A 21,971-nucleotide genomic window follows, 5' to 3' on the forward strand; every position below is an offset into this window, starting at 1 on the left:
TTGTGGTTAAAAACATTGTACCGTAAAAGGGCTGTTACATGGCCTTTTATCTTTTACACAATTATATGGACTTTATCACGATTTTGTATTATTTATTTTGTTTTTTATTTTTTTATGAAATGTAAAGTCTTTTAAGGCGGAGAAAAAGATGAATGTGATAAACTAGAAGTATCTTCATTATCATAGAAATTGGTGGTTTGAATATGAAAACAAAATTAAAACTTTTTCTTAAAGAGAATGGTCGCTACGCATTAGCTAGCTTCCTGATTCCTTTACTGATACTCACACTTATTTATCTAAGTATCGGTATCTATCCTGGAAGCGACCGCAGCATTCTTGCGAGTGATGCCTTTTCACAATTTTCTAACTTTCATGCAAGCTTTCGGAATATGTTAATTGGAAAGCAAAGTATTTTCTATACATGGAATGCCTCTCTCGGCTTGAATTACCTTTCTTTGATCTCGTACTATCTAGGCGGGATCTTCACGCCACTTGTGGTGTTGTTCCCTAATCAGATGATGCCTGATGCCCTTTATTTTCTTACGATCTTAAAAGTCGGCTGTGCAGGATTGTCTTTTTGGTTTCTTGCAAGAACATACAAGATACCTCGTTGGGGCCATGTTGCGCTGAGTGTTAGCTATGCATCGATTTCTTTCATCACTGCACACTCAGAAATCATCATGTGGTTAGATGCCTTTATTTACCTTCCCCTGATCATTCTAGGGATTCATCGAGTAATGGATTTAAAAAAACCGATCGTCCTATTTGTCAGCTATCTCTTACTCTTTCTATCGAGTTTTTATATGGGATTCATGATCGGTGTCTTTTCTTTCCTTTACTTTGTTATTAGACTTCTAAGTAATTGGTCGGTATATAAAAAAACGATTCTTCCTTACGGTATTACCTCTTTACTAGCTGGTGGTGCTTCAATGATTATTATTTTGCCGGCTATCCTTGATCTGCGCTCTAATGGAGAAGCACTGACTCAGATCACGACGTTCAAAACAGAGGCCACTTCCTACTTGGATCTGATCATGAAAAATATGGTGGGCGTTTATGATACAACCAAATATGGTTCGATTCCTTTTATTTACGCCGGATTGTTTCCATTAGTACTGTGCCTGTTTTATTTTATCAGCCGAAAAATCACTGTCAAAAACAAACTTTTATTTGGTAGTTTGTTTGCACTGTTGATTGCTAGTTTTTATATCGTTCCTTTGAATCTATTCTGGCATGGGATGCACGCACCGAATATGTTCTTATTCCGTTATGCGTATCTGTTTTCTTTCTTAGTTATTTTACTGGCCGCCAAAGCTTGGGAAGTGCTGACGAAAGAAGATCAGGGATTACTAGTTGGGATCATCATTCTTCTTGCAGTGGTCTTCACTACTGCTTGGGGACTGAAAACAACAGGTAGTTATTCTTATGTCACAACGACTTCCTTTGTTTTGACTGTTGTTTTCTTAGGTCTCTATGCTTTGACGATCGGTTTTTTCCACCATCACAAACAGTCAGTTAAATACCTCAGTCTATTGTTATTGTTGCTCATGACTGCAGAAGCAAGTGTCAACACGAACAGCATGATCCATGGTATTTTAGATGATTGGAATTACGCATCGCGAAGTTTGTATACTGACCCTGCGCCCTCATTGAAAACATTAGTTGACAAAACAAAAAAAGAATCAGATACATTTTATCGTTTAGAAAACCTTGACCCCATCTCACCGAATGATTCGATCAATTATGGTTATAGCGGGATTAGTTTGTTTTCTTCTATCAGAAACCGAAACTCTTCTTCTTATCTGGATACATTAGGTTTTCGTTCTCGCGGAACGAATTTGAACATTCGCTATGCGAATAATACTTTGTTGATGGATGGTTTTACAGGAATCAAATACAATATCGCGAAAAACGACAGCAGCTTTAGTAAATACGGCTTTATTCGAGAAGATCAAAGCGGTGATTACACGCTCTATAAAAATATCAATGCTTTACCTTTAGCCTTTACTGCTCCTTTGTCGATCAATGATGTGGAACAGCCACTGACAGACAATTTGACTAGTCAAACAAATTTGATCAACCAACTGTCTGGTTTGAACGAACAGTATTATACATTCTATACACCAACATTGAAAAGCCAGCAAAATGTCACAGTCAGCAATACATCAACAGGTGTGACTTATGGCGAAACAGCTGAAAATCAGCCAAAAGTCTTAACTTGGGAAGTGAAAGTACCAGCAAATACACAAGCTTACTTGAGCCTTTTCCCAACGAATTATGCACAATTAGAAAGTTCAACTGCTACCATTACAGTCAATGGGATGTCACGCAAGACCCAAATCAATATCTCTGGGCAATATTATGATCTTGGTTATTATCCGCAAGAAACGACAGTCACCTTTACTGCTAGTTTTTATGGCACAAAAGAAGTTAGTTTTATGGAACCCAAAGTCATCGGCTTAGATGTTGTAGCTTATCAAGCTGCAATGAACCAGATCAAGGACAACGGCGTTGAGATGGACACTACAGGACGTACAGCTACAGGAACAGTCAATACTCCTGAAGATAAGATGCTTGTCACAACGATTCCTTATGATGCAGGTTGGAAGGCCAAAGTTGATGGCAAGTCAGTAGAGATAGAAAGCTTTAAAGATGCCTTCTTGATGATCAAAGTTCCAGCAGGTAAGCACACTGTCACGCTTAGCTATTTACCTCAGGGATTTATGATCGGTGCCATCTTATTCGTTCTCTGTCTTACACTGTTCATTCTCTACGTCTGGTATCTAAAGCGTAATAGTTCATTTAAACGAGTTATTGAAATCGAACAAGCAGCCCCACAAAGAACTTCACATCGTAGAAGAAAATAAAAAACTCCTTTAGTTGTCTGATCATCATCAGATGCTAAAGGAGTTTTTTCATTCATATTTGACTTCGTAAAGATATAGCCCTTCTGGATGAGCCGTCGGTCCAGCAGCATTACGATCTTTTTTCGCTATGATTTCAGGAATACTATCCTCTGCCAAACGTCCATTCCCAATTTTAAGCAATGTTCCAACTAAGATACGGATCATTTTATAAAGAAAACCATTACCGCGGAAAGTAAACAAAAGCTCATCTCCGGTTTCATTCACTTCCATTTTCGCCTCATAGATCGTTCGAACTTTGTCTTCGATAGAGCTACCAGAAGCACAAAAAGAAGTGAAATCATGTGTTCCTAATAAATCAGGAAGTGCTCGTTGGATCTTTTCCACATCTATTGGATAAGGAAAATAACTGGCATAATGGCGTCGAAATGGACTACGCGGTTTGCCTATATCTACTCGAAATTGATACGTTTTTTCTTTTACAAGATAACGAGCATGGAAATCTTCTGAAACAATCGCTACTTCTTTCACTGCAATATCTTCTGGTGACTGCGTATCTAAAGCAAAACGCATGCGTTCTAACGGACGCTCTTCGGGGTAATCAAAATGGATCACTTGCCCCATTGCATGTACTCCTGCATCTGTACGACCAGACCCAAAAACAGTGATTTCTTTACCATTCGCCATCTTTGTTAATGTTTTTTCTATTTCTTCTTGTACGGTACGACCATTTGGCTGTTTTTGAAATCCATTAAAGTTCGTTCCATCATATGCAATAATTGCTTTGTAGCGTGTCATACATTCACCTTTTCTACTAAATCAGCTTCTTAAAAAAATCAACGCGATCGTCAATAATACAAATGCAAGAATGACGAACGTGTCACGGTTGTGCCAATGAAGGATACGATATTTCGTTCGTCCTTCACCACCTTGATAACCTCTTGCTTCCATAGCTGTTGCCAAATCTTCTGCACGATTAAAACTGCTGACAAATAACGGGATCAACAAGGGAATAACAGCTTTCATTTTTTGAACTAAGCTACCTTCTCCAAAATCGACGCCACGTGCGCGTTGCGCATTCATGATTTTTTCTGTTTCATCCATCAAGGTAGGAACAAAACGTAAGGCGATCGACAACATCAAGGAGATTTCGTGTACTGGAAAACGCACAGCTTTTAGTGGTCTTAACAGATATTCAATTGCATCAGACAATTCTAAAGGAGGCGTGGTCAACGTCAATAATGTCGACATAAAGATGATCAATACGAAACGGCAAAAAATGAAGAGTCCGTTCATCACACCAAATTCAGTGATGTTAAAGATCCCCCAACTCCAATAAGTGGCACCACCGCTTGTAAATAAGACTTGTAAAGCTACGGTGAATAAGATCAACCAGATCAACGGTCGAATACCACGAATGAAGAATTTGATATCGACTTTCGAAAGAAAAACAGCAAGCAACGTGAAAACTGCTAATAGTGCATAAGTCTGCCAATTATTTGCTAAAAAAATGATACCGATAAAATAGAAGCTGGCTAATAATTTTGCACGAGGATCTAATCGGTGAATCAAGGAATTCCCTGGCATATACCGACCAAAAATCAATTTATTCATCATGTGCATTTCCTCCTGCTAATTCAACAATCTTATCTGCCAATTCTTCAGCAGTGATCGGCAACTCGGAAAATAGCTTCTCGCGATTGTTTAATTTTTCTGCAAACTCGGTAGCAGTAGGAACACCTAATTGCTTGTCTTTTAACCAGGTAAGATTTTGAAAAACTTGATGGGGTCGTCCACTTTCGACAATTTTCCCTTTTTCAAGTACATAGACATAGTCTGCGTAGTTCGCCACATCATCCATCAAGTGGGTGACTAGTACGATCGTAATATGCTGCTCTTTATGCAGACGCCAGAACATGTCCATCATTTCTTTTCTTCCCTGTGGGTCAAGTCCTGCTGTTGGCTCATCTAACACGAGTACCTCTGGCTTCATTGCTAAGACGCCAGCAATAGCCACTCGCCGCATTTGTCCACCAGACAATTCAAATGGCGAACGTTCTAAGTAAGTCTCATCTAAACCAACATGCCCAAGCATCTCTTTTGCTAACTGAAGCGCATCTTCGTCACTGACTCCAAAATTTTTAGGACCGAACGCAATGTCTCGAGCGACTGTTTCTTCAAATAATTGTGCTTCAGGAAACTGAAAAACGATCCCGACTTTTTTACGGATCGGTTTTAAATTTTTATTGTTCGTATCAGGTTTGATTTGTCGATCGCCAATATGTACGATTCCACTCGTAGGCTTGACCAATGCATTTAGATGTTGAAGTAGGGTCGATTTACCACTACCTGTATGGCCGACTAGAGCTGTATAGCTATTTTCTTCAATCGTCATATCAATATCAAATAGCGCTCTTTGTTCAAATGGTGTATTGGGCTGATACGTAAAATCTACTTTTTCAAAACGGATGTCCATAACCAGTCCACCATCCCTTCTTCAGTCATGTACTCTTCTGGAACGACAAAACCTCGTTGTTTTAATGCACTCTTTAATTTTTCAGGAAAAGGAAGATCCAACCCCAGATTGATCAGTTCAGGACCAGCAGAAAAAATTTCTTCTGGTGTGCCTTCATTGACTAGCTCACCTTGTTTCATGACAAAGATCCGATTGGCATTCGCTGCTTCATCGATATCATGTGTGATAGATATGACCGTCAAGTTGCTTTCTTCTTTGATCTTTTTGATCGTCGAAATAACTTCTTCTCGTCCTTCGGGGTCTAACATACTAGTCGCTTCATCTAAAATGATGATATCTGGCCGTAACGCAACAACCCCTGCAATAGCAACTCGTTGCTTTTGTCCACCAGACAATCGTGCAGGTTCTCTTTTTGCAAAGTCGCTCATACGGACTTTTTCAAGTGCATCCTTTACACGAACCACCATCTCTTCTCGTGAGATACCCTGATTCTCAAGACCAAAAGCAACATCATCTTCCACTGTTGATCCGACAAACTGGTTGTCAGGGTTTTGGAAAACCATGCCGACCATTCGACGTATAGACCAGATGTTTTCTTCATTTAGTAACTGCTTTCCTACCTTTACCGTGCCTGATTCTGGCAAAAGCAGACCGTTGATCGTCTTTGCGAGTGTTGATTTACCTGAACCATTGTGCCCGATAATTGCGATCCATTCACCTTGATTGATCGTAAATGAAATATCTTTTAACGCAAAACGGGGATCATCTGGTTGGTATTTGTAATTAATCTTTCCTAATTCAATAATTGGCTCCATAATTACTCCTTCTCCATCCTAAAGTTCCTACTAACACTATCAAAAAATACCTGATTTTTCAATTGTTTCCGTTTTAATTAAAGTGTTTTTTTGTACCTTCAAATACATGTCAAGACAGTTAATTAAAGGTACAAAAAAACACTTTATGATGAGTGCATACTCCTCAAATCGATTCGACTTGAGGAGTAGCGCTGAGCTAGACTCGGAAGAGTTAACTTCCAACATCATAACACTCTAAAAGAATCATCTATAAAGTGATGTTATTAGTGTGATTTTAGACAAGTTCTAAGACAACCATTGGTGCACCATCACCGCGTCTTGGTTCTGTCTTCAAGATACGAGTGTAGCCACCTTGACGTTCAGCATAACGAGGTGCAATATCGTTGAATAGTTTTTGCAAAGCTGATTCAATGACGATATCCTCATTTTCTTCACGTACGCTAGCAACTTCATTACGTACAAAAGCCGCAGCTTGACGACGTGCATGCAAGTCTCCACGTTTGCCTAAAGTGATCATTTTTTCTGTAGTTGAGCGAACTTCTTTCGCACGAGCTTCAGTAGTCACAATACGTTCGTTAATTAATAAGTCAGTTGTTAAATCACGCAACATCGCTTTACGTTGGCTAGATGTGCGTCCTAGTTTACGATAACTCACGTTGGTTTCCCTCCTTCGTAAAAGGTTTTAATCTTCTTTACGTAAACCTAATCCTAAGTCGTGTAATTTTGCTTTCACTTCTTCTAATGATTTACGTCCTAAGTTACGGACTTTGATCATTTCTGGCTCAGATTTATTCGTAAGTTCTTGTACAGTGTTGATTCCTGCACGTTTTAAACAATTGTAAGAGCGAACAGATAAGTCTAATTCTTCAATTGTCATTTCCAACATTTTTTCTTTTTGTGTTTCTTCCTTTTCGACCATGATTTCAGCATTTTTCGCTTCATCAGTCAGGTTAACAAAAATATCTAAATGTTCAGTCATGATTTTTGCAGATAAACTCATTGCTTCCAATGGTTCGATTGAACCATCTGTCCAAATCTCCATCGTCAATTTATCAAAATCTTCACGGTGTCCAACACGAGTGTTTTCTACTTGGTAGTTTACACGACGAACTGGTGTGTAGATTGAATCGACTGGAAGTACGCCGATCGGCATATCTTCTTTTTTGTTTTCATCTGCTTGAACATAACCACGTCCTGGTTTCACTGTTAAGCGAGCATGGAACGTAGCACCTTCTGAGACACTACAGATGTACATATCTTTGTTAAGAATTTCTACCTCACTATCAACGATAATATCGCCAGCAGTTACTGTAGCAGGTCCGGTAATATCGATTTCAAGGGTTTTTTCTTCTTGGCCATACATTTTCAGTGCTAAACCTTTAATGTTCAAGATGATTTGAGTGACGTCTTCTCGTACACCTTTAATGGTAGAGAATTCATGCAGTACACCATCGATTTGAATATTAGTGATGGCAGCACCTGGCAAAGAAGATAATAAAATACGACGTAGGGAATTCCCTAAAGTAGTCCCATAGCCTCTTTCAAGAGGTTCAACGATGAACTTGCCATAATCTTTTTCTTCATCAATTTTTGCGATTCTTGGTTTTTCGAACTCAATCATTCTTATCTTTACCCCTTTCAAAACGAAAAGTGTCTTGTTCAATGACGTTACTAATAGAACTCAAAATGAGCGGCACTCATTAAACACGACGGCGTTTTGGAGGGCGGGCACCATTATGAGGAACTGGAGTCACGTCACGAATTGCAGTCACTTCTAAACCTGTAGCTTGTAATGAACGAATTGCTGCTTCACGTCCAGAACCAGGTCCTTTAACTGTTACTTCAACAGTCTTTAATCCGTGTTCCATTGCTGCTTTTGTAGCTGTTTCTGCTGCCATTTGAGCGGCAAAAGGAGTTGATTTTTTGCTTCCTTTGAAGCCTAATGAACCAGCTGACGACCACGCTAATGCATTTCCGTGAGTATCAGTGATCATGATGATAGTGTTGTTGAATGTAGAATGGATATGTGCAATACCTGCTTCTATATTCTTTTTCACACGGCGTTTACGATTCACTTTTTTTGCTGCCATGAAGTTTTAACCTCCTTCACCTAAGAATTATTTTTTCTTGCCAGCGATAGCGCGAGCTGGGCCTTTACGAGTACGTGCATTGTTTTTCGTGTTTTGTCCACGAACAGGCAAACCACGGCGATGACGGATGCCTCGGTATGAACCGATTTCCATCAAGCGTTTGATGTTTAAGTTCACTTCACGACGAAGATCACCTTCAACTTTTAATTTATCTACTTCCGCACGGATAGCATCTGTTTGTTCATTCGTTAATTCACGAACGCGAATATCTTCAGATACACCAGCATCAGCTAAGATTTTTTTAGCAGTAGTGTTACCAATACCATAGATATAAGTAAGTGAAACTACTACACGTTTATCACGAGGAATATCTACTCCTGCAATACGAGCCATATTTATTGCACCTCCAATTATCCTTGACGTTGTTTATGTTTTGGATTTGCTGGGCAAATCACCATAACGCGTCCTTTACGACGAATTACTTTACAATGTTCGCACATTGGTTTTACTGATGGTCTTACTTTCATGATAATACCTCCTGTAGTTTTACGGAGTACAATTATTTAAAGCGATAAGTAATACGGCCACGGTTTAAATCGTACGGAGACAATTCAACCGTCACTTTGTCACCAGGTAAGATACGGATGTAATGCATACGAATTTTACCTGAAACAGTAGCAAGAACTTGGTGTCCGTTTTCTAGTTCAACTTTAAACATTGCATTCGGCAAAGTTTCGACGACTGTACCTTCGACTTCAATCATATCTTCTTTTGCCACGCACAGTACCTCCTTGTACTTGTTTCGCATTTTCACACGATAAAATGGCGGAAACTGCAGTTCCCACCTCAAAATTCTCAAAATGGATCATCTAGAGGATTTCTCTAGAAGTCGGACTGACATATTCTATCATAATTTATTGAACTTGACAAGAGTAACTGCTTAATGCAAGTCGGCTACGGGCAATCGTGCTATTTTTCAATGATTTTTTGTACATCAGTAAATACAGCATCGATTTCACGATCACCATCGATAGTGTGTAGCAAACCTTGTTCTTTATAATAAGCCAAGATTGGTTCACTATTTTTGATGTTGATAGCCAGACGATTTTTAACCGTCTCAGGTTTATCATCTTCTCTTTGATAGAATTCATGCCCACCACAACGATCACATGTGTCTTCAACTTTTGTAGGGTTGAAAATTTTATGGTAAGTTGCTCCACAGTTACGGCAGATGAATCGGCCGGCTAAACGCTCAACCAATACTTCTTCACCAACATGGATATCGATGACAGCATCAATTTTTTTATTTAAATCTTTCAGCATTGCGTCCAGAGCTTCTGCTTGCTCAATCGTACGTGGAAAACCATCTAATAAGAAGCCTTTCTCCGTATCTGGTTCAGCTAAACGCTCTTTCACGATTCCATTTGTTACTTCATCAGGAACTAATGCACCTTTATCAATATAAGACTTTGCTTCCAAGCCAAGAGCTGTTTCATTTTTCATCGCTGCACGAAACATGTCTCCTGTTGAGATATGCGGAATATGATAAGCATCAATGATTTTTTCTGCTTGCGTTCCTTTACCCGCGCCTGGTAGCCCCATTAAAATGAGGTTCATTGTTTACCCTCCTAATAAATGTGAGAACGTGTGTTGAGGAAAAACCTCAACACGCTTTCTTACTCTTACTCAATAAATCCAACATATTTACGTTTCAGCATTAAGCCTTCTAACTGTTTCGCAGTTTCTAAAGCAACACCGATAACGATCAGTAAGCTGGTACCACCTAACCCGATAGATTGAGGCAAATTCCAGATCATTTGAGCAATAATCGGTAATAAAGCCACCAAACCAAGAAAAATTGCACCGACTGTACTTAAACGCATCAATAAGCTTGAGACATACTCTTCAGTCCCCTTACCAGGGCGTACGCTTGGTATATAACTTCCTTGTTTTTGTAAGTTTTCCGCTAATTTCTCAGGGTTCACTTGAACAAAAGCATAGAAGAACGTAAATGCAACGATCAGTATCGTATAAATCGTCGCACCTGGCGCCGTGTTATAGTTAAAGATCTCCATCATTATCTTATACCAATTTTCAGATCCAAACCGACCACTCAATGCCTGTAATACTGCATTAGGAGTAGCAATAAACGAGCTGGCGAAGATAACCGGGATAACCCCAGCCGCATTCACTTTCAACGGTAGATAACTACTTGTTGGAGCGCCTGCTACGCGTTTCGTATATTGGATCGGGATCTTGCGTTCAGCTTGTTGGAAAAATGTGACAAACGTTACGATCAATAAAATCGCAACAAGTAAGATGGCAACGAAAATTGCAGATTTCCAAATATCTGAAGGATCAATGTTTATAAAGTAATCTTCATAAATTTCTTTGACACTTTCAGGTAGTCTAGAAATGATTCCTGCAAAGATGATCATTGACACACCATTACCAATACCTTTTTCGGTGATTTGTTCTCCTAACCAAGTGACAAACATTGTACCGGCAGTCAAGATCAGACCGATCGTTACATATGTTGACACATTAGGGTTATTGACAAAACCTAATTGGGCATATTGGTTAAACCCAGCAGTGATACCGACTGATTGGATAAATGCCAATACTAATGTCAAGTATCGTGTTGCTTGATTTAACTTTTTACGACCAACTTCCCCTTGTTTTGACCATTCCACGAAACGTGGAACGATATCCATTTGTAGCAATTGGATGACGATAGACGCTGTAATGTAAGGTGAAACCCCCATTGAGAAAATAGAGAAGTTTTGCATCGCACTACCACTGACTAAGTTCAACATATTGAAAAATGGCAAAGAAGAAAGATTTTGCAATGAACTAGCATCTACGCCAGGCACAGTAATATGTGCGCCTAGACGAAATACAAATAGAACAAACACTGTGAATAGGATTTTTGATCTAATATCTTTTACTTTAAAAGCATCTTTTAATAGTTTAAGCATTAGATCACCTCGATTGATCCACCAGCAGCAACGATTGCTTCTTCAGCTGCTTTAGAGAATTTTGCGGCCTTCACAGTTAATTTTTTAGTTAATTCACCGTTAGCTAATACTTTGATTCCAGCTTTTTCGTTTTTCACGATTCCAGCTTCTACTAAAGCAACTGGTGTTACTTCAGCACCGTCTTCAAAGCGATTCAAGACATCAAGGTTAACAACTGCATAGTCTTTGCGGTTCACGTTTGTGAATCCACGTTTTGGTAAACGACGGAATAATGGCGTTTGTCCTCCTTCAAATCCTAGACGTACACCACCGCCTGAACGAGCTTTTTGTCCTTTTTGACCGCGTCCAGCAGTTTTTCCGTTACCAGAAGAAGTACCACGTCCAACACGATTGCGTACTTGGCGTGAACCTTCTGCAGGTTTCAATTCATGAAGTTTCATAGGTTTGGCACCTCCTTAATATTCTAGTTCTTAATTTCTTAGATTATTTAAGTTTAATTAGACTTCTTCAACGTCCACTAAATGAGAAACAGTATTGATCATGCCTTTGATAGCATCGTTAGCAGGCTTAACCACTGAACTGTTAATCTTAGTAAGACCTAACGCTTTGACTGTATCGCGTTGGTTTTGAGGACGTCCGATAATACTGCGTTTTAAAGTAACTTTTAATTCAGCCATTATGTTTGTCCTCCTTATCCGATTAATTCTTCAACAGATTTGCCACGAAGTTCTGCAACTTCTTCAGCACGTTTCAATTGTTTCAAACCTTCAACAGTTGCACGAACAACGTTGATTGGTGTATTTGAGCCTAAAGATTTAGAAGTGATATCTGCTACCCCAGCTAATTCTAATACGGCACGAACTGGTCCACCAGCAGCAACCCCAGAACCTTCAACAGCAGGTTTCATTAGGATTCTACCACCACTAAAAGCACCGATTACTTCGTGTGGGATTGTTGAACCAACCATAGGTACTTCAACTAAGTTTTTCTTCGCATCTTCAATTGCTTTACGGATTGCTTCAGGTACTTCTTGTGCTTTACCTGTACCAAATCCTACGTGTCCGTTTTTGTCACCGACAACAACTAAAGCAGCAAAACGTAGACGACGTCCACCTTTAACAACTTTTGTTACACGGTTAATTGCAACAACGCGGTCTTCTAATTCCAAATGTTTTGGATCGATATAAACCATGAATGGTATTCCTCCTTCTTCTAAAATTCTAGTCCATTTTCGCGAGCAGCTTCAGCTAAAGCTTGCACACGGCCATGGTAAAGGTATCCACCACGGTCAAAGACTACTACTTTAATGCCTTTTTCAGTTGCGCGTTCAGCAACCAATTTACCGACAGCTTGTGCTGCTTCTGTTTTTGTTCCACCTGAAATTTCTTTATCCAAGGTAGAGGCACTTGCTAGCGTTACACCCGCTACGTCATCAATAATTTGAGCGTAGATGTTTTTGTTAGAACGAAAAACGTTCAAGCGTGGGCGCTCAGCAGTACCAGAGATATTGTTACGTACACGACGATGTCTCTTTTGACGTGTTTTGTTCTTATCTGGTTTTGTAATCACAATTGTCACCTCTTTAATTTTATTGTATTGCTTGATCAAGCAATAAACTGAAAGTCCCGAAAAATAGAAGCTGCGGCACAAGCAAAATTTCTTTTGATCGAAGAAAAACTTCTGCAAAATATTTTTTTCCTGCTGCTGGCTTCTATGCAATTTTCAAAACTATTATTTACCAGTTTTACCTTCTTTACGGCGTACATATTCGCCAACATAACGAATACCTTTACCTTTATAAGGTTCTGGAGGACGAGTTCCACGAATGTTCGCAGCTAATTCGCCAACTTCTTCTTTGTTCGCACCTTTAACAATTACTTGTGTATTTGCTGGTACTTCAACAGTTACTCCAGCTGGTGGTGTGATTTCGACTGGATGTGAATAACCAACGTTCAATACAAGTTTTGATCCTTGTAATTGTGCACGGTACCCAACCCCGATCAATTCTAACGCTTTTTGGAATCCTTCGCTGACACCTACAACCATGTTGTTGAAGTTGGCACGAGTTGTTCCATGAATTGTTTTCATTTCTTTGCTGTCGTTCGGACGAGTGAATGTCACTTCGTTTCCTTCGATATTCATTGTGATATCTGAAGAGAAAGTACGTGTTAATTCACCTTTTGGTCCTTTAACTGTAACGTTGTTTCCATCTTGAGTAACAGTTACTCCTTCAGGGATCACAACGACTTTATTTCCAATACGGCTCACTTAAAGACACCTCCTTGTAGATTCTACTTGATTACCATACGTAAGCGATAACTTCGCCGCCAATATTTTTTTCACGAGCTTCTTTATCAGTGACAACACCTTCAGAAGTCGAAATGATTGCGATACCTAAACCGTTCAATACTTTTGGTACTTCGTCAGCTTTGACATAAGCACGCAAACCTGGTTTAGAGATACGTTTTAAGTTTGTGATAACACGTTCGCCGTTTTTACCAAATTTTAGGAAAACACGGATTACGCCTTGTTTGTCATCTTCGATATATTCAACATCACGAACGAAACCTTCACGTTTCAAGATTTCAGCGATGTCACGTTTAATTTTTGATGCAGGAACTTCTAAAGACTCATGTTTAACCATGTTTGCGTTACGGATACGAGTTAGAAAATCTGCAATTGGATCTGTCATGACCATTGATCTTTTACCTCCTTCTTATGCGAATTTACTTTTTACCAGCTAGCTTTCTTCACGCCGGGAATTTGACCTTTATAGGCAAGTTCGCGGAAGCAAATACGGCAAAGATGGAACTTACGATAAACTGAATGTGGACGTCCGCAACGTTCGCAACGAGTATAAGCTTGTGTTGAATGTTTTGCAGGACGTTTGTTTTTAGCAATCATTGATTTTTTAGCCACGTAGTTCGCCTCCTTTAATTATTTTTGGAATGGCATGCCTAATTGTGTCAACAACTCACGAGATTCTTCATCTGAGTTAGCTGTCGTTACAATAACGATGTCCATACCACGTACTTTATCTACTAAATCATAATCTACTTCTGGGAAGATCAATTGTTCTTTAATACCTAAAGTATAGTTTCCACGACCGTCAAAGGCTTTTTTACTTACACCATGGAAGTCACGTACACGTGGTAGAGAAACTGAAACCAATTTGTCTAAGAATTCGTACATTCTTTCTCCGCGCAATGTAACTTTTGCACCAATTGGCATTCCTTCACGTAAACGGAATCCAGCGATTGATTTTTTAGCTTTTGTAATCATTGGTTTTTGTCCGGTGATCAAAGTTAATTCTTCAACTGCTTTATCTAAGTTTTTAGCGTTTGATACCGCATCACCAACACCCATGTTGATGACGATTTTTTCAACTTTAGGTGTTTGCATAACAGAGCTATAGTCAAATTTTTCCATCAATGATGGAGTTACTTCTTTAAGATATTTTTCTTTTAGGCGGTTCATTCAGTAAGACCCTCCTTCCTTAAACTTATTATTTATCTAAAACTTCACCGGTTTTTTTAGAAACTCGGACTTTTTTGCCATCTACTTCTTTATAGCCAACTCGGCCAGCTACGCCAGTAGAGTCGATCACCATCACGTTAGAAACATGAATTGGAGCTTCCATCTCAACGATTCCACCTTGAGGAGCAGCTTGAGAAGGTTTTTGGTGTTTTTTAACAACATTTACACCTTCGACAATGACTTTATCTTTTTTAGGAAACGCTGATAATACAACGCCTTCTTTATTTTTGTCTTTTCCAGTGATAACTTTAACTTTATCGCCTTTTTTAACAAACATAACTGTTTCGCACCTCCTTTGATAAGTGTCTCAAAATTATAAAACTTCTGGTGCTAGTGAAACGATCTTCATGAAGTTGTTTTCACGTAGTTCACGTGCAACTGGCCCAAAGATACGTGTTCCACGAGGGCTTTTATCATCACGAATAATCACTGCAGCATTTTCATCAAATTTAATATATGAACCGTCTGTACGACGAGCTCCTGATTTTGTTCGAACGATAACGGCTTTTACGACGTCACCTTTTTTGACAACCCCACCTGGCGTTGCTTGTTTAACCGTAGCTACGATCACGTCACCGATACTAGCAGTTTTACGACCAGAACCACCAAGGACTTTGATCGTCAATATTTCACGTGCGCCTGAGTTATCAGCGACTTTTAAACGACTTTCTGCTTGGATCACGTTGTGTATCCTCCTTTCAGATTTTGCATTCAATCTATATAGGAAAATCTCGTGTTATTAGATAATAACTGCTTCTTCGACTACTTCCAACAAACGGAAACGTTTTGTAGCTGATAATGGACGAGTTTCCATAATTTTCACGATGTCGCCAACTTTTGCTGTGTTGTTTTCATCATGTACTTTGTATTTCTTAGAATAGTTCATGCGTTTGCCATAGATAGGGTGGTTTTTCTTTGTTTCGACAGCAACGGTAATTGTTTTATCCATTTTGTCTGAAACCACACGACCTTGATAAACTTTGCGTTGATTTCTTTCTTCAGTCATACGCTTAATGGCCTCCTTCCATAATTACTTAGCTTGTTCACGCAACACAGTTTTGATGCGTGCAATCGATTTACGTACTTCTTTAATACGTGCAGTGTTTTCTAATTGACCTGTTGCTAATTGGAATCTAAGATTAAACAATTCTTCTTTTAATTGTTTTTCTTGATCAAGCATTTCGGCAGTGGTTAATTCTCTGATTTCTTTAACCTTCATTCGATTCACCACCCATTTCCTCACGTTTTACGATCTTAGTTTTCATTGGTAATTTGTGAGAAGCTAGACGTAACGCTTCACGAGCCACTTCTTCAGGAACGCCTGCGATTTCAAACATGATTTTACCACGTTTTACTGGTGCAACCCATCCTTCAGGTGCCCCTTTACCAGAACCCATACGTACCCCAATTGCTTTGGCAGTATAAGATTTGTGAGGGAAAATTTTAATCCATACTTTCCCACCACGTTTCATGTAACGAGTCATTGCGATACGAGCAGCTTCGATTTGGCGGTTAGTGATCCAATGTGAATCAACAGCTTGCAAACCGTATTCACCGAATGCTACTTCTTTACCACCTTTAGCTTCCCCGCGCATTTTTCCGCGGAATTCACGACGGTGTTTTACACGTTTAGGTACTAACATGATTATTTCCCTCCTTTCTCAGTGTTTTTTTTAGTTGGAAGAATTTCTCCACGATAGATCCACACTTTAACTCCTAGTTTTCCGTATGTTGTATCTGCTTCTTCCCATGCGTAATCAATGTCCGCACGTAAAGTATGAAGAGGAACAGTTCCTTCTGAGTATCCTTCTGAACGAGCGATATCTGCTCCGTTTAGACGTCCAGATACTTGAGTTTTTATTCCTTTAGCGCCAGAACGCATTGAACGTTGGATAGCTTGTTTTTGAGCGCGACGGAAAGCAACACGGTTTTCTAATTGACGTGCGATTCCTTCACCTACTAATTTTGCATCTAGATCTGGTTTTTTGATTTCCACGATGTTGATATGGATTCTTTTACCAGTTAGTTTGTTTAATTCTTTTCTTAGGTTTTCGACTTCAGATCCGCCTTTACCAATAACCATACCTGGTTTTGCTGTGTGAATTGAAATGTTAACACGGCCTGTAGCACGTTCGATTTCAATTGTTGATACAGCAGCATCAGCAAGTTTAGTTGAAATAAATTTACGGATTCTTAGATCTTCGTGTAAGAACTCTGCATACTCTTTTTCAGCATACCATTTTGCATCCCAGTCGCGGATGATGCCTACACGCATTCCAATTGGATGTACTTTTTGACCCACTGATTATCCCTCCTTATTTTTCTGATACGACTACCGTGATATGACTTGTACGTTTGTTGATTGGAGAAGCTGATCCTTTTGCACGTGGACGGAAACGTTTCATTGTTGGTCCTTCGTTAACAAATGCTTCAGATACTACCAAGTTTTCAACATCTAAGTCAAAATTATTTTCTGCATTCGCAACTGCTGACATCAATACTTTTTCAATGATTCCAGCAGATTTGTTTGGTGTGAATTTCAAGATTGAAATTGCATCCGCAACACTTTTACCTCTGATAAGGTCAATTACTAAACGGGCTTTTCGAGGTGAAGTGCGAACTGTTTTTGCAGTTGCTTTAGCTGATGTGATTTGTTCTGCCATTTGGTTTTATCCTCCCCTCAAATTAGCGTTTAGTTTTCTTATCGTCTGCGGCATGGCCACGATAAGTTCTTGTTGGTGCAAATTCACCTAATTTGTGTCCTACCATATCTTCTTGGATGTAAACTGGTACGTGTTTACGTCCATCGTATACTGCGATGGTATATCCAACAAAACTTGGGAATACTGTCGAACGACGAGACCAAGTTTTGATAACTTTTTTCTTTTCAACCCCTGCTTGAGCTTCAACTTTTTTCATTAAATGCTCATCAACGAAAGGTCCTTTCTTTAAACTACGACCCATGGTGAACCTCCTCTCAAAATGTGCGACACATGGTCAAAGTAATTATTTAGTTTTACGACGACGAACGATAAGTTTGTCTGATTGTGCTTTTTTGTTACGAGTTTTGTAACCAAGAGCTGGTTGACCCCAAGGAGAAACTGGTGCTTTACGTCCGATAGGAGCTTTACCTTCACCACCACCGTGTGGGTGATCATTAGGGTTCATTACGCTACCACGTACAGTTGGGCGTTTGCGCATCCAACGAGAGCGTCCTGCTTTACCGATATTGATAAGTTCATGTTGTTCGTTACCTACTGAACCGATTGTAGCGCGGCAAGCAGCTAAGATCATACGAACTTCACCAGAGTTCAAGCGGATCAATACGTATTTGCCTTCTTTACCAAGTACTTGAGCACTTGTACCAGCAGAACGGATCAATTGTCCACCTTTACCAGGTTTCATTTCAATATTGTGGATAACAGTACCAACTGGAATATTTTCTAAAGGAAGAGTATTTCCGATTTTGATATCTGCATCTGGACCTGAAACAAGTTTCATTCCAACTTGTAGTCCTTTTGGTGCTAAGATGTAAGCTTTCACTCCATCTTCATAGTGTACTAACGCGATGTTAGCTGAACGGTTTGGATCATATTCGATCGTTTGAACAGTTGCAACAACGTTATCTTTGTTACGTTTGAAGTCGATCACGCGATATTGGCGTTTATGTCCGCCACCTTGGTGACGTACAGTGATGCGGCCGTTGTTATTACGTCCAGCATGGTTTTTCAATGGTTGTAACAATGATTTTTCAGGTGTTGATGTTGTGATTTCAGCAAAATCAGAACCTGTCATGTTACGACGACCATTTGAGGTAGGTTTGTACTTTTTAATCGCCACGTTTTTCCCTCCTAATTTAATGAGTTATCTAGTAAGTGCTTATTCAGCAGCTTCGAATAATTGGATTTCTTTTGAATCTTCGGTTAATGTAACGATCGCTTTGCGACGTTTTTTTGTATAACCTGCATATTTGCCCATACGTTTGAATTTCGCACGTACGTTCACGATGTTCACGTTTTTGACTTTAACGTCAAAAGCAGCTTCAACCGCTTGTTTTACTAAAGTTTTGTTTGCGCGAGTGTCCACTTCAAAAGTATATTTCTTGTCATCCATGGCAAGCATTGATTTTTCAGTGATCACTGGGCGTTTGATTACGTCTAGTAAGTTCATTATGCAAGCACCTCCTCAATTTGAGTAAGAGCAGTTTGTGTTGCTAACACTTTTGTACTTGAAACAACATCTAGAACACTAACGTTATCAGAAGTTACTACAGAAACGTTTGGTAAGTTACGTGCTGATAAAGCAGCAAAGTCGTTACCTGTTTCAAGAACAACCAATACTTTAGAGTCAATAGATAAGTTAGCAAGAACTTGTTTGAATTCTTTTGTTTTTGGTGCGTCGAAGCTTAAACCTTCGATTGCTACCAAGTTATTTTCAGCAACTTTTTCTGATAAAACAGATTTCATTGCTAAACGACGAACTTTTTTAGGAAGTTTGTAGCTGTAAGAACGTGGTGTTGGTCCGAAGACTACTCCACCTCCACGCCATTGTGGTGAGCGGATTGATCCTTGACGAGCACGACCAGTTCCTTTTTGACGCCATGGTTTGCGTCCACCGCCTCGAACAGCGCTACGGTTTTTAACCGCATGTGTTCCTTGTCTTAATGACGCACGTTGCATAACGATTGCATCGTAAACAACACTTTCATTTGGTTCAATTCCGAAGATTTCTTCGTTAAGTGTGATTTCACCGTTTTGGCTTCCATCTTGTTTGAATAATGCTACATTCGGCATTCCTTAGTTCCTCCTTTCTTCCTACTATTATTTAGCTTTCACAGCTGATTTGATAGTGATTAATGATTTTTTAGCTCCAGGAACGTTTCCTTTGATCAAGATTACGTTTCTTTCTGCATCAACGCGAACAACTTCCAAGTTTTGGATTGTTACGCGGTTGCCACCCATACGGCCAGCAAGACGTTTGTTTTTGAATACACGGTTAGGTGCAACTGGACCCATTGACCCAGGACGACGATGGTAACGAGAACCGTGAGCCATTGGTCCGCGGCTTTGGCCGTGACGTTTGATAACCCCTTGGAATCCTTTACCTTTCGTAGTACCTGTTACATCAATAATGTCTCCTGCTTGGAAAACATCTACTGTAATTTCTTTTCCTACTTCATATTCTCCTAGCTCAACATTTTTGAATTCACGAATGAAGCGCTTAGGAGTCGTGTTTGCTTTTGCAACATGACCTTTCGCAGGTTTGTTTGATAAAACTTCACGCATATCTTGGTAACCAACTTGAATAGCTTCGTAGCCATCAGTTTCCATTGTTTTAACTTGTAGTACTACGTTTGGAGTAGCTTCTACAACAGTTACTGGAATTAGTTCGCCAGATTCAGTGAAGATTTGTGTCATTCCCACTTTTTTCCCTAAGATTCCTTTGGTCATGAGTACACCTCCATTAATTTTATTTTAGTTTTATAGTTTGATTTCGATGTTAACACCAGATGGTAAGTCTAGCTTCATCAAAGCATCAACAGTTTTTGGTGTTGGGTTCACAATGTCGATAAGACGTTTGTGTGTACGCATTTCGAATTGTTCGCGTGAATCTTTGTATTTATGAGTCGCACGAATAACTGTGTAAAGACTGCGTTCAGTTGGTAATGGAATTGGACCAGACACGCTAGCTCCAGTTCTTTTTGCAGTTTCCACGATTTTATCCGCAGATTGATCTAAAATACGGTGTTCATACGCTTTTAAACGGATACGAATTTTTTGTTTTGCCATCTTGTTCCCTCCTTCGTCTATTTTGAAAAGTAGACATAGCTCCACGAAAATTTCCGTCACGCTCGTTCGTGGCAAAGCGTCCGGGCGTGTCGCAACCTCTCGTTTCTTAGCCGACGAAATCACATCGATTACGTCCGTGTCGTTTACGTTTGGTAAACGCACCTTTTTAATTATAATATATCTAAATCCACAAAGCAAGGCTTTTTTCCTGTAAATACTAATTTGTTTTCATAAGTTTTCATTTAGACAGGTTTCTACTAAAATATAGTTTTAAATATAGTTTTATCTAAAAGAGCGTGGGACAAAAGTAAGAAACACTTTTGTCTCATTCTTTAAAAACAAATAAACGGCGGGAGCAGAAGCAACTCCTTCTTAAATAAGCCGAAATTCACAAAAATTTAAAAAGCGATTTTCATGAATTCCTTCTTATTTCTCGGAGTTAAACACTTCTGTCCCAACCTCTCGTTAAATAGTTAGGAAAAACAATACTAGGATCGACTCGGTCGTCTACTAATTCAGTTCTTGACGCCAAGGTTTGATATTCGCTTGGCGATAGAGTTGCGCTTGCCCAACGGAGTGGAACAGCGTCATTTTTTGTTTAACCACTTTCTTCGCCTCTTTAATACATTCTGGATAGATGGCATTTGGATCCCATAGCTCTGTTGAAGCAAGTATCTCACGGCATTTTTTATAAAACGCATATTTATAATCAGAGGAGATATTTACTTTTTGGATACCGATCTGCACTGCTTTTTCGATCTCTTCATCTGGATTTGCTGACCCACCATGCAAGACTAACGGGATCGCTACTTTTTCTTTGATTTGTTCAAGGATATCCATCTTCAATTCTGGCTTGACATCTTTAGGATAGATACCATGGGCTGTGCCAATCGCTACTGCCAGAGTATCAATGCCTGTACGCGCAATAAATTCTTCTGCATCTTCCGGTTTTGTATAGGTGACCTTTGAGACACCCCCTTCGACCGAAGTTCCTGTATTCCCAATCGTTCCTAGCTCACCTTCAACCGAAACACCTATTTTGTGGCAAATGTCCACGACCTCTTTCGTCACAGCAATATTTTCTTCAAACGGCAACAAGGAGCCATCGATCATGACTGAGCTGAACCCACAATGGATCGCCCGCATAATACTGGCTAGATTATCGCCATGATCCATATGGATAACAAATGGAACCGGACTATTTTTCACTCGGCTAACTGCATACTGGAAAAACTCATCTTTGGTAAAATCTAATTCTGTCGGATGGACTGCGATAATCGCTGGTGCATCGTTTTCTTCAGCAGCTTCAATGACTACTCGTAAAAAATTGCTGTCTGCTACATTGAATGCTCCTACTGCAAAATGGTTTTCTTTGGCAATTTCTAATAGTTGATTCATATTGATTAACATTTTTTATCTCCA

The 21,971-nt window shown here is 39.5% G+C and carries 35 protein-coding genes; 1 reads left to right on the forward strand and 34 read right to left on the reverse strand.

The window, feature by feature from the left end:
* The first annotated feature begins 203 nt into the window (after positions 1-203).
* Positions 204-2,867: a YfhO family protein gene (locus DVW83_RS08625; RefSeq protein WP_104661802.1), complete on the forward strand. Its 2,664-nt coding sequence runs from the start codon at positions 204-206 to the stop codon at positions 2,865-2,867.
* A 48-nt stretch (positions 2,868-2,915) separates the two neighbouring features.
* Here DVW83_RS08625 and truA read toward each other — a convergent pair whose 3' ends face one another.
* From truA to DVW83_RS08795, 34 genes are all read right to left on the reverse strand, one after another.
* A complete protein-coding gene (truA, locus tag DVW83_RS08630) occupies positions 2,916-3,662 on the reverse strand; it encodes a tRNA pseudouridine(38-40) synthase TruA (RefSeq protein ID WP_016177191.1) in 747 nt (248 codons plus the stop codon).
* A 21-nt stretch (positions 3,663-3,683) separates the two neighbouring features.
* On the reverse strand, positions 3,684-4,481 hold the full coding sequence (locus DVW83_RS08635) for an energy-coupling factor transporter transmembrane component T family protein (protein WP_081133718.1): 798 nt from the start codon (positions 4,479-4,481) through the stop codon (positions 3,684-3,686).
* Positions 4,471-5,340 carry an energy-coupling factor ABC transporter ATP-binding protein gene (locus DVW83_RS08640; protein WP_104661803.1) on the reverse strand — a complete coding sequence of 290 codons (870 nt, stop codon included), beginning with the start codon at positions 5,338-5,340 and terminating at the stop codon, positions 4,471-4,473. The genes DVW83_RS08635 and DVW83_RS08640 overlap by 11 nt, the downstream gene beginning before the upstream one ends.
* Positions 5,316-6,155: an energy-coupling factor ABC transporter ATP-binding protein gene (locus DVW83_RS08645; protein ID WP_104661804.1), complete on the reverse strand. Its 840-nt coding sequence runs from the start codon at positions 6,153-6,155 to the stop codon at positions 5,316-5,318. The genes DVW83_RS08640 and DVW83_RS08645 overlap by 25 nt, the downstream gene beginning before the upstream one ends.
* A gap of 274 nt (positions 6,156-6,429) precedes the next feature.
* Positions 6,430-6,810 (reverse strand): 50S ribosomal protein L17, encoded by a 381-nt coding sequence (rplQ, locus tag DVW83_RS08650; protein ID WP_005880733.1) that lies wholly within the window; start codon positions 6,808-6,810, stop codon positions 6,430-6,432.
* Between the two features lie 27 nt (positions 6,811-6,837).
* The gene (locus tag DVW83_RS08655; protein WP_005880735.1) at positions 6,838-7,776 is read right to left on the reverse strand and encodes a DNA-directed RNA polymerase subunit alpha; all 939 of its coding nucleotides are present in this window, start codon (positions 7,774-7,776) and stop codon (positions 6,838-6,840) included.
* Between the two features lie 79 nt (positions 7,777-7,855).
* Positions 7,856-8,245: a 30S ribosomal protein S11 gene (gene rpsK / locus DVW83_RS08660; protein WP_002288714.1), complete on the reverse strand. Its 390-nt coding sequence runs from the start codon at positions 8,243-8,245 to the stop codon at positions 7,856-7,858.
* Positions 8,246-8,272: 27 nt separating this feature from the next.
* A complete protein-coding gene (rpsM, locus tag DVW83_RS08665; protein WP_104661219.1) occupies positions 8,273-8,638 on the reverse strand; it encodes a 30S ribosomal protein S13 in 366 nt (121 codons plus the stop codon).
* A gap of 17 nt (positions 8,639-8,655) precedes the next feature.
* Positions 8,656-8,772 carry a 50S ribosomal protein L36 gene (rpmJ, locus tag DVW83_RS08670; RefSeq protein WP_002288710.1) on the reverse strand — a complete coding sequence of 39 codons (117 nt, stop codon included), beginning with the start codon at positions 8,770-8,772 and terminating at the stop codon, positions 8,656-8,658.
* A gap of 32 nt (positions 8,773-8,804) precedes the next feature.
* On the reverse strand, positions 8,805-9,023 hold the full coding sequence (gene infA, locus DVW83_RS08675) for a translation initiation factor IF-1 (protein ID WP_002288695.1): 219 nt from the start codon (positions 9,021-9,023) through the stop codon (positions 8,805-8,807).
* A 191-nt stretch (positions 9,024-9,214) separates the two neighbouring features.
* Complete coding sequence (locus DVW83_RS08680; protein ID WP_005880738.1) at positions 9,215-9,862, reverse strand: adenylate kinase; 648 nt, start codon at positions 9,860-9,862, stop codon at positions 9,215-9,217.
* A 65-nt stretch (positions 9,863-9,927) separates the two neighbouring features.
* Positions 9,928-11,223, reverse strand: coding sequence for a preprotein translocase subunit SecY (secY, locus tag DVW83_RS08685; RefSeq protein WP_104661218.1), 1,296 nt, complete (start codon positions 11,221-11,223; stop codon positions 9,928-9,930).
* Positions 11,223-11,663, reverse strand: coding sequence for a 50S ribosomal protein L15 (gene rplO / locus DVW83_RS08690; RefSeq protein WP_005880742.1), 441 nt, complete (start codon positions 11,661-11,663; stop codon positions 11,223-11,225). Before rplO ends, secY begins: the two co-directional genes overlap by 1 nt.
* A gap of 57 nt (positions 11,664-11,720) precedes the next feature.
* Positions 11,721-11,900, reverse strand: a complete 180-nt coding sequence (gene rpmD / locus DVW83_RS08695) for a 50S ribosomal protein L30 (protein WP_005880745.1) — start codon at positions 11,898-11,900, stop codon at positions 11,721-11,723.
* Positions 11,901-11,914: 14 nt separating this feature from the next.
* A complete protein-coding gene (gene rpsE, locus DVW83_RS08700) occupies positions 11,915-12,415 on the reverse strand; it encodes a 30S ribosomal protein S5 (RefSeq protein WP_002288681.1) in 501 nt (166 codons plus the stop codon).
* A 20-nt stretch (positions 12,416-12,435) separates the two neighbouring features.
* Positions 12,436-12,792, reverse strand: coding sequence for a 50S ribosomal protein L18 (gene rplR / locus DVW83_RS08705; RefSeq protein ID WP_005880747.1), 357 nt, complete (start codon positions 12,790-12,792; stop codon positions 12,436-12,438).
* Positions 12,793-12,954: 162 nt separating this feature from the next.
* On the reverse strand, positions 12,955-13,491 hold the full coding sequence (gene rplF, locus DVW83_RS08710; RefSeq protein WP_005880749.1) for a 50S ribosomal protein L6: 537 nt from the start codon (positions 13,489-13,491) through the stop codon (positions 12,955-12,957).
* A gap of 31 nt (positions 13,492-13,522) precedes the next feature.
* Positions 13,523-13,921, reverse strand: a complete 399-nt coding sequence (gene rpsH / locus DVW83_RS08715; protein WP_002288675.1) for a 30S ribosomal protein S8 — start codon at positions 13,919-13,921, stop codon at positions 13,523-13,525.
* Positions 13,922-13,956: 35 nt separating this feature from the next.
* On the reverse strand, positions 13,957-14,142 hold the full coding sequence (locus tag DVW83_RS08720) for a type Z 30S ribosomal protein S14 (RefSeq protein WP_002356214.1): 186 nt from the start codon (positions 14,140-14,142) through the stop codon (positions 13,957-13,959).
* An 18-nt stretch (positions 14,143-14,160) separates the two neighbouring features.
* On the reverse strand, positions 14,161-14,700 hold the full coding sequence (gene rplE / locus DVW83_RS08725) for a 50S ribosomal protein L5 (protein ID WP_005880790.1): 540 nt from the start codon (positions 14,698-14,700) through the stop codon (positions 14,161-14,163).
* Between the two features lie 28 nt (positions 14,701-14,728).
* On the reverse strand, positions 14,729-15,037 hold the full coding sequence (gene rplX / locus DVW83_RS08730; RefSeq protein WP_005880792.1) for a 50S ribosomal protein L24: 309 nt from the start codon (positions 15,035-15,037) through the stop codon (positions 14,729-14,731).
* Positions 15,038-15,073: 36 nt separating this feature from the next.
* The gene (gene rplN, locus DVW83_RS08735; RefSeq protein WP_005880793.1) at positions 15,074-15,442 is read right to left on the reverse strand and encodes a 50S ribosomal protein L14; all 369 of its coding nucleotides are present in this window, start codon (positions 15,440-15,442) and stop codon (positions 15,074-15,076) included.
* A 57-nt stretch (positions 15,443-15,499) separates the two neighbouring features.
* Positions 15,500-15,766: a 30S ribosomal protein S17 gene (rpsQ, locus tag DVW83_RS08740; RefSeq protein ID WP_005880796.1), complete on the reverse strand. Its 267-nt coding sequence runs from the start codon at positions 15,764-15,766 to the stop codon at positions 15,500-15,502.
* 24 nt (positions 15,767-15,790) lie between these two features.
* Positions 15,791-15,979, reverse strand: coding sequence for a 50S ribosomal protein L29 (gene rpmC / locus DVW83_RS08745; RefSeq protein ID WP_002288664.1), 189 nt, complete (start codon positions 15,977-15,979; stop codon positions 15,791-15,793).
* Positions 15,969-16,403 (reverse strand): 50S ribosomal protein L16, encoded by a 435-nt coding sequence (rplP, locus tag DVW83_RS08750; protein ID WP_002288661.1) that lies wholly within the window; start codon positions 16,401-16,403, stop codon positions 15,969-15,971. Before rplP ends, rpmC begins: the two co-directional genes overlap by 11 nt.
* 2 nt (positions 16,404-16,405) lie before the next feature.
* Positions 16,406-17,062: a 30S ribosomal protein S3 gene (gene rpsC / locus DVW83_RS08755; RefSeq protein WP_005880799.1), complete on the reverse strand. Its 657-nt coding sequence runs from the start codon at positions 17,060-17,062 to the stop codon at positions 16,406-16,408.
* A 13-nt stretch (positions 17,063-17,075) separates the two neighbouring features.
* Entirely contained in the window at positions 17,076-17,423 is a 348-nt protein-coding gene (gene rplV / locus DVW83_RS08760; RefSeq protein WP_002288657.1) for a 50S ribosomal protein L22, read from the reverse strand.
* 22 nt (positions 17,424-17,445) lie between these two features.
* Positions 17,446-17,724 carry a 30S ribosomal protein S19 gene (gene rpsS / locus DVW83_RS08765; protein WP_002288655.1) on the reverse strand — a complete coding sequence of 93 codons (279 nt, stop codon included), beginning with the start codon at positions 17,722-17,724 and terminating at the stop codon, positions 17,446-17,448.
* A 42-nt stretch (positions 17,725-17,766) separates the two neighbouring features.
* Positions 17,767-18,600, reverse strand: a complete 834-nt coding sequence (rplB, locus tag DVW83_RS08770; protein WP_104661217.1) for a 50S ribosomal protein L2 — start codon at positions 18,598-18,600, stop codon at positions 17,767-17,769.
* 39 nt (positions 18,601-18,639) lie between these two features.
* Positions 18,640-18,930 carry a 50S ribosomal protein L23 gene (gene rplW / locus DVW83_RS08775; RefSeq protein WP_002290449.1) on the reverse strand — a complete coding sequence of 97 codons (291 nt, stop codon included), beginning with the start codon at positions 18,928-18,930 and terminating at the stop codon, positions 18,640-18,642.
* Positions 18,930-19,553, reverse strand: coding sequence for a 50S ribosomal protein L4 (rplD, locus tag DVW83_RS08780; protein WP_081133714.1), 624 nt, complete (start codon positions 19,551-19,553; stop codon positions 18,930-18,932). Before rplD ends, rplW begins: the two co-directional genes overlap by 1 nt.
* A gap of 27 nt (positions 19,554-19,580) precedes the next feature.
* Positions 19,581-20,210, reverse strand: coding sequence for a 50S ribosomal protein L3 (gene rplC, locus DVW83_RS08785; protein ID WP_005880805.1), 630 nt, complete (start codon positions 20,208-20,210; stop codon positions 19,581-19,583).
* A gap of 30 nt (positions 20,211-20,240) precedes the next feature.
* Entirely contained in the window at positions 20,241-20,549 is a 309-nt protein-coding gene (rpsJ, locus tag DVW83_RS08790; protein ID WP_005880808.1) for a 30S ribosomal protein S10, read from the reverse strand.
* Positions 20,550-21,059: 510 nt separating this feature from the next.
* Positions 21,060-21,959 carry a ketose-bisphosphate aldolase gene (locus DVW83_RS08795; RefSeq protein ID WP_104660483.1) on the reverse strand — a complete coding sequence of 300 codons (900 nt, stop codon included), beginning with the start codon at positions 21,957-21,959 and terminating at the stop codon, positions 21,060-21,062.
* Positions 21,960-21,971: the final 12 nt, after the last annotated feature.

The organism is Enterococcus sp. VV15 (assembly GCF_005236045.1).
Lineage (GTDB): Bacteria > Bacillota > Bacilli > Lactobacillales > Enterococcaceae > Enterococcus_B > Enterococcus_B durans.

Coding starts and splice junctions, on each gene's coding strand:
- DVW83_RS08635 (WP_081133718.1), bottom strand. CDS start 4,481: ATGATGAATAAATTGATTTTTGGTCGGTATATGCCAGGGAATTCCTTG.
- rpmJ (WP_002288710.1), bottom strand. CDS start 8,772: ATGAAAGTAAGACCATCAGTAAAACCAATGTGCGAACATTGTAAAGTA.
- rpsH (WP_002288675.1), bottom strand. CDS start 13,921: ATGGTCATGACAGATCCAATTGCAGATTTTCTAACTCGTATCCGTAAC.
- DVW83_RS08680 (WP_005880738.1), bottom strand. CDS start 9,862: ATGAACCTCATTTTAATGGGGCTACCAGGCGCGGGTAAAGGAACGCAA.
- rpsM (WP_104661219.1), bottom strand. CDS start 8,638: ATGGCTCGTATTGCAGGAGTAGATATTCCTCGTGATAAACGTGTAGTA.
- DVW83_RS08640 (WP_104661803.1), bottom strand. CDS start 5,340: ATGGACATCCGTTTTGAAAAAGTAGATTTTACGTATCAGCCCAATACA.
- rpsQ (WP_005880796.1), bottom strand. CDS start 15,766: ATGACTGAAGAAAGAAATCAACGCAAAGTTTATCAAGGTCGTGTGGTT.
- rplX (WP_005880792.1), bottom strand. CDS start 15,037: ATGTTTGTTAAAAAAGGCGATAAAGTTAAAGTTATCACTGGAAAAGAC.
- DVW83_RS08645 (WP_104661804.1), bottom strand. CDS start 6,155: ATGGAGCCAATTATTGAATTAGGAAAGATTAATTACAAATACCAACCA.
- rplD (WP_081133714.1), bottom strand. CDS start 19,553: ATGCCGAATGTAGCATTATTCAAACAAGATGGAAGCCAAAACGGTGAA.
- rpsK (WP_002288714.1), bottom strand. CDS start 8,245: ATGGCAGCAAAAAAAGTGAATCGTAAACGCCGTGTGAAAAAGAATATA.
- rplP (WP_002288661.1), bottom strand. CDS start 16,403: ATGTTAGTACCTAAACGTGTAAAACACCGTCGTGAATTCCGCGGAAAA.
- rpsS (WP_002288655.1), bottom strand. CDS start 17,724: ATGGGTCGTAGTTTAAAGAAAGGACCTTTCGTTGATGAGCATTTAATG.
- DVW83_RS08795 (WP_104660483.1), bottom strand. CDS start 21,959: ATGTTAATCAATATGAATCAACTATTAGAAATTGCCAAAGAAAACCAT.
- rplC (WP_005880805.1), bottom strand. CDS start 20,210: ATGACCAAAGGAATCTTAGGGAAAAAAGTGGGAATGACACAAATCTTC.
- rpmC (WP_002288664.1), bottom strand. CDS start 15,979: ATGAAGGTTAAAGAAATCAGAGAATTAACCACTGCCGAAATGCTTGAT.
- secY (WP_104661218.1), bottom strand. CDS start 11,223: ATGCTTAAACTATTAAAAGATGCTTTTAAAGTAAAAGATATTAGATCA.
- rplO (WP_005880742.1), bottom strand. CDS start 11,663: ATGAAACTTCATGAATTGAAACCTGCAGAAGGTTCACGCCAAGTACGC.
- rpsJ (WP_005880808.1), bottom strand. CDS start 20,549: ATGGCAAAACAAAAAATTCGTATCCGTTTAAAAGCGTATGAACACCGT.
- rpsE (WP_002288681.1), bottom strand. CDS start 12,415: ATGGTTTATATCGATCCAAAACATTTGGAATTAGAAGACCGCGTTGTT.
- rplW (WP_002290449.1), bottom strand. CDS start 18,930: ATGAACTTACTAGACGTAATCAAACGCCCAGTGATCACTGAAAAATCA.
- DVW83_RS08655 (WP_005880735.1), bottom strand. CDS start 7,776: ATGATTGAGTTCGAAAAACCAAGAATCGCAAAAATTGATGAAGAAAAA.
- DVW83_RS08625 (WP_104661802.1), top strand. CDS start 204: ATGAAAACAAAATTAAAACTTTTTCTTAAAGAGAATGGTCGCTACGCA.
- truA (WP_016177191.1), bottom strand. CDS start 3,662: ATGACACGCTACAAAGCAATTATTGCATATGATGGAACGAACTTTAAT.
- rpmD (WP_005880745.1), bottom strand. CDS start 11,900: ATGGCTGAATTAAAAGTTACTTTAAAACGCAGTATTATCGGACGTCCT.
- rplV (WP_002288657.1), bottom strand. CDS start 17,423: ATGGCAGAACAAATCACATCAGCTAAAGCAACTGCAAAAACAGTTCGC.
- rplE (WP_005880790.1), bottom strand. CDS start 14,700: ATGAACCGCCTAAAAGAAAAATATCTTAAAGAAGTAACTCCATCATTG.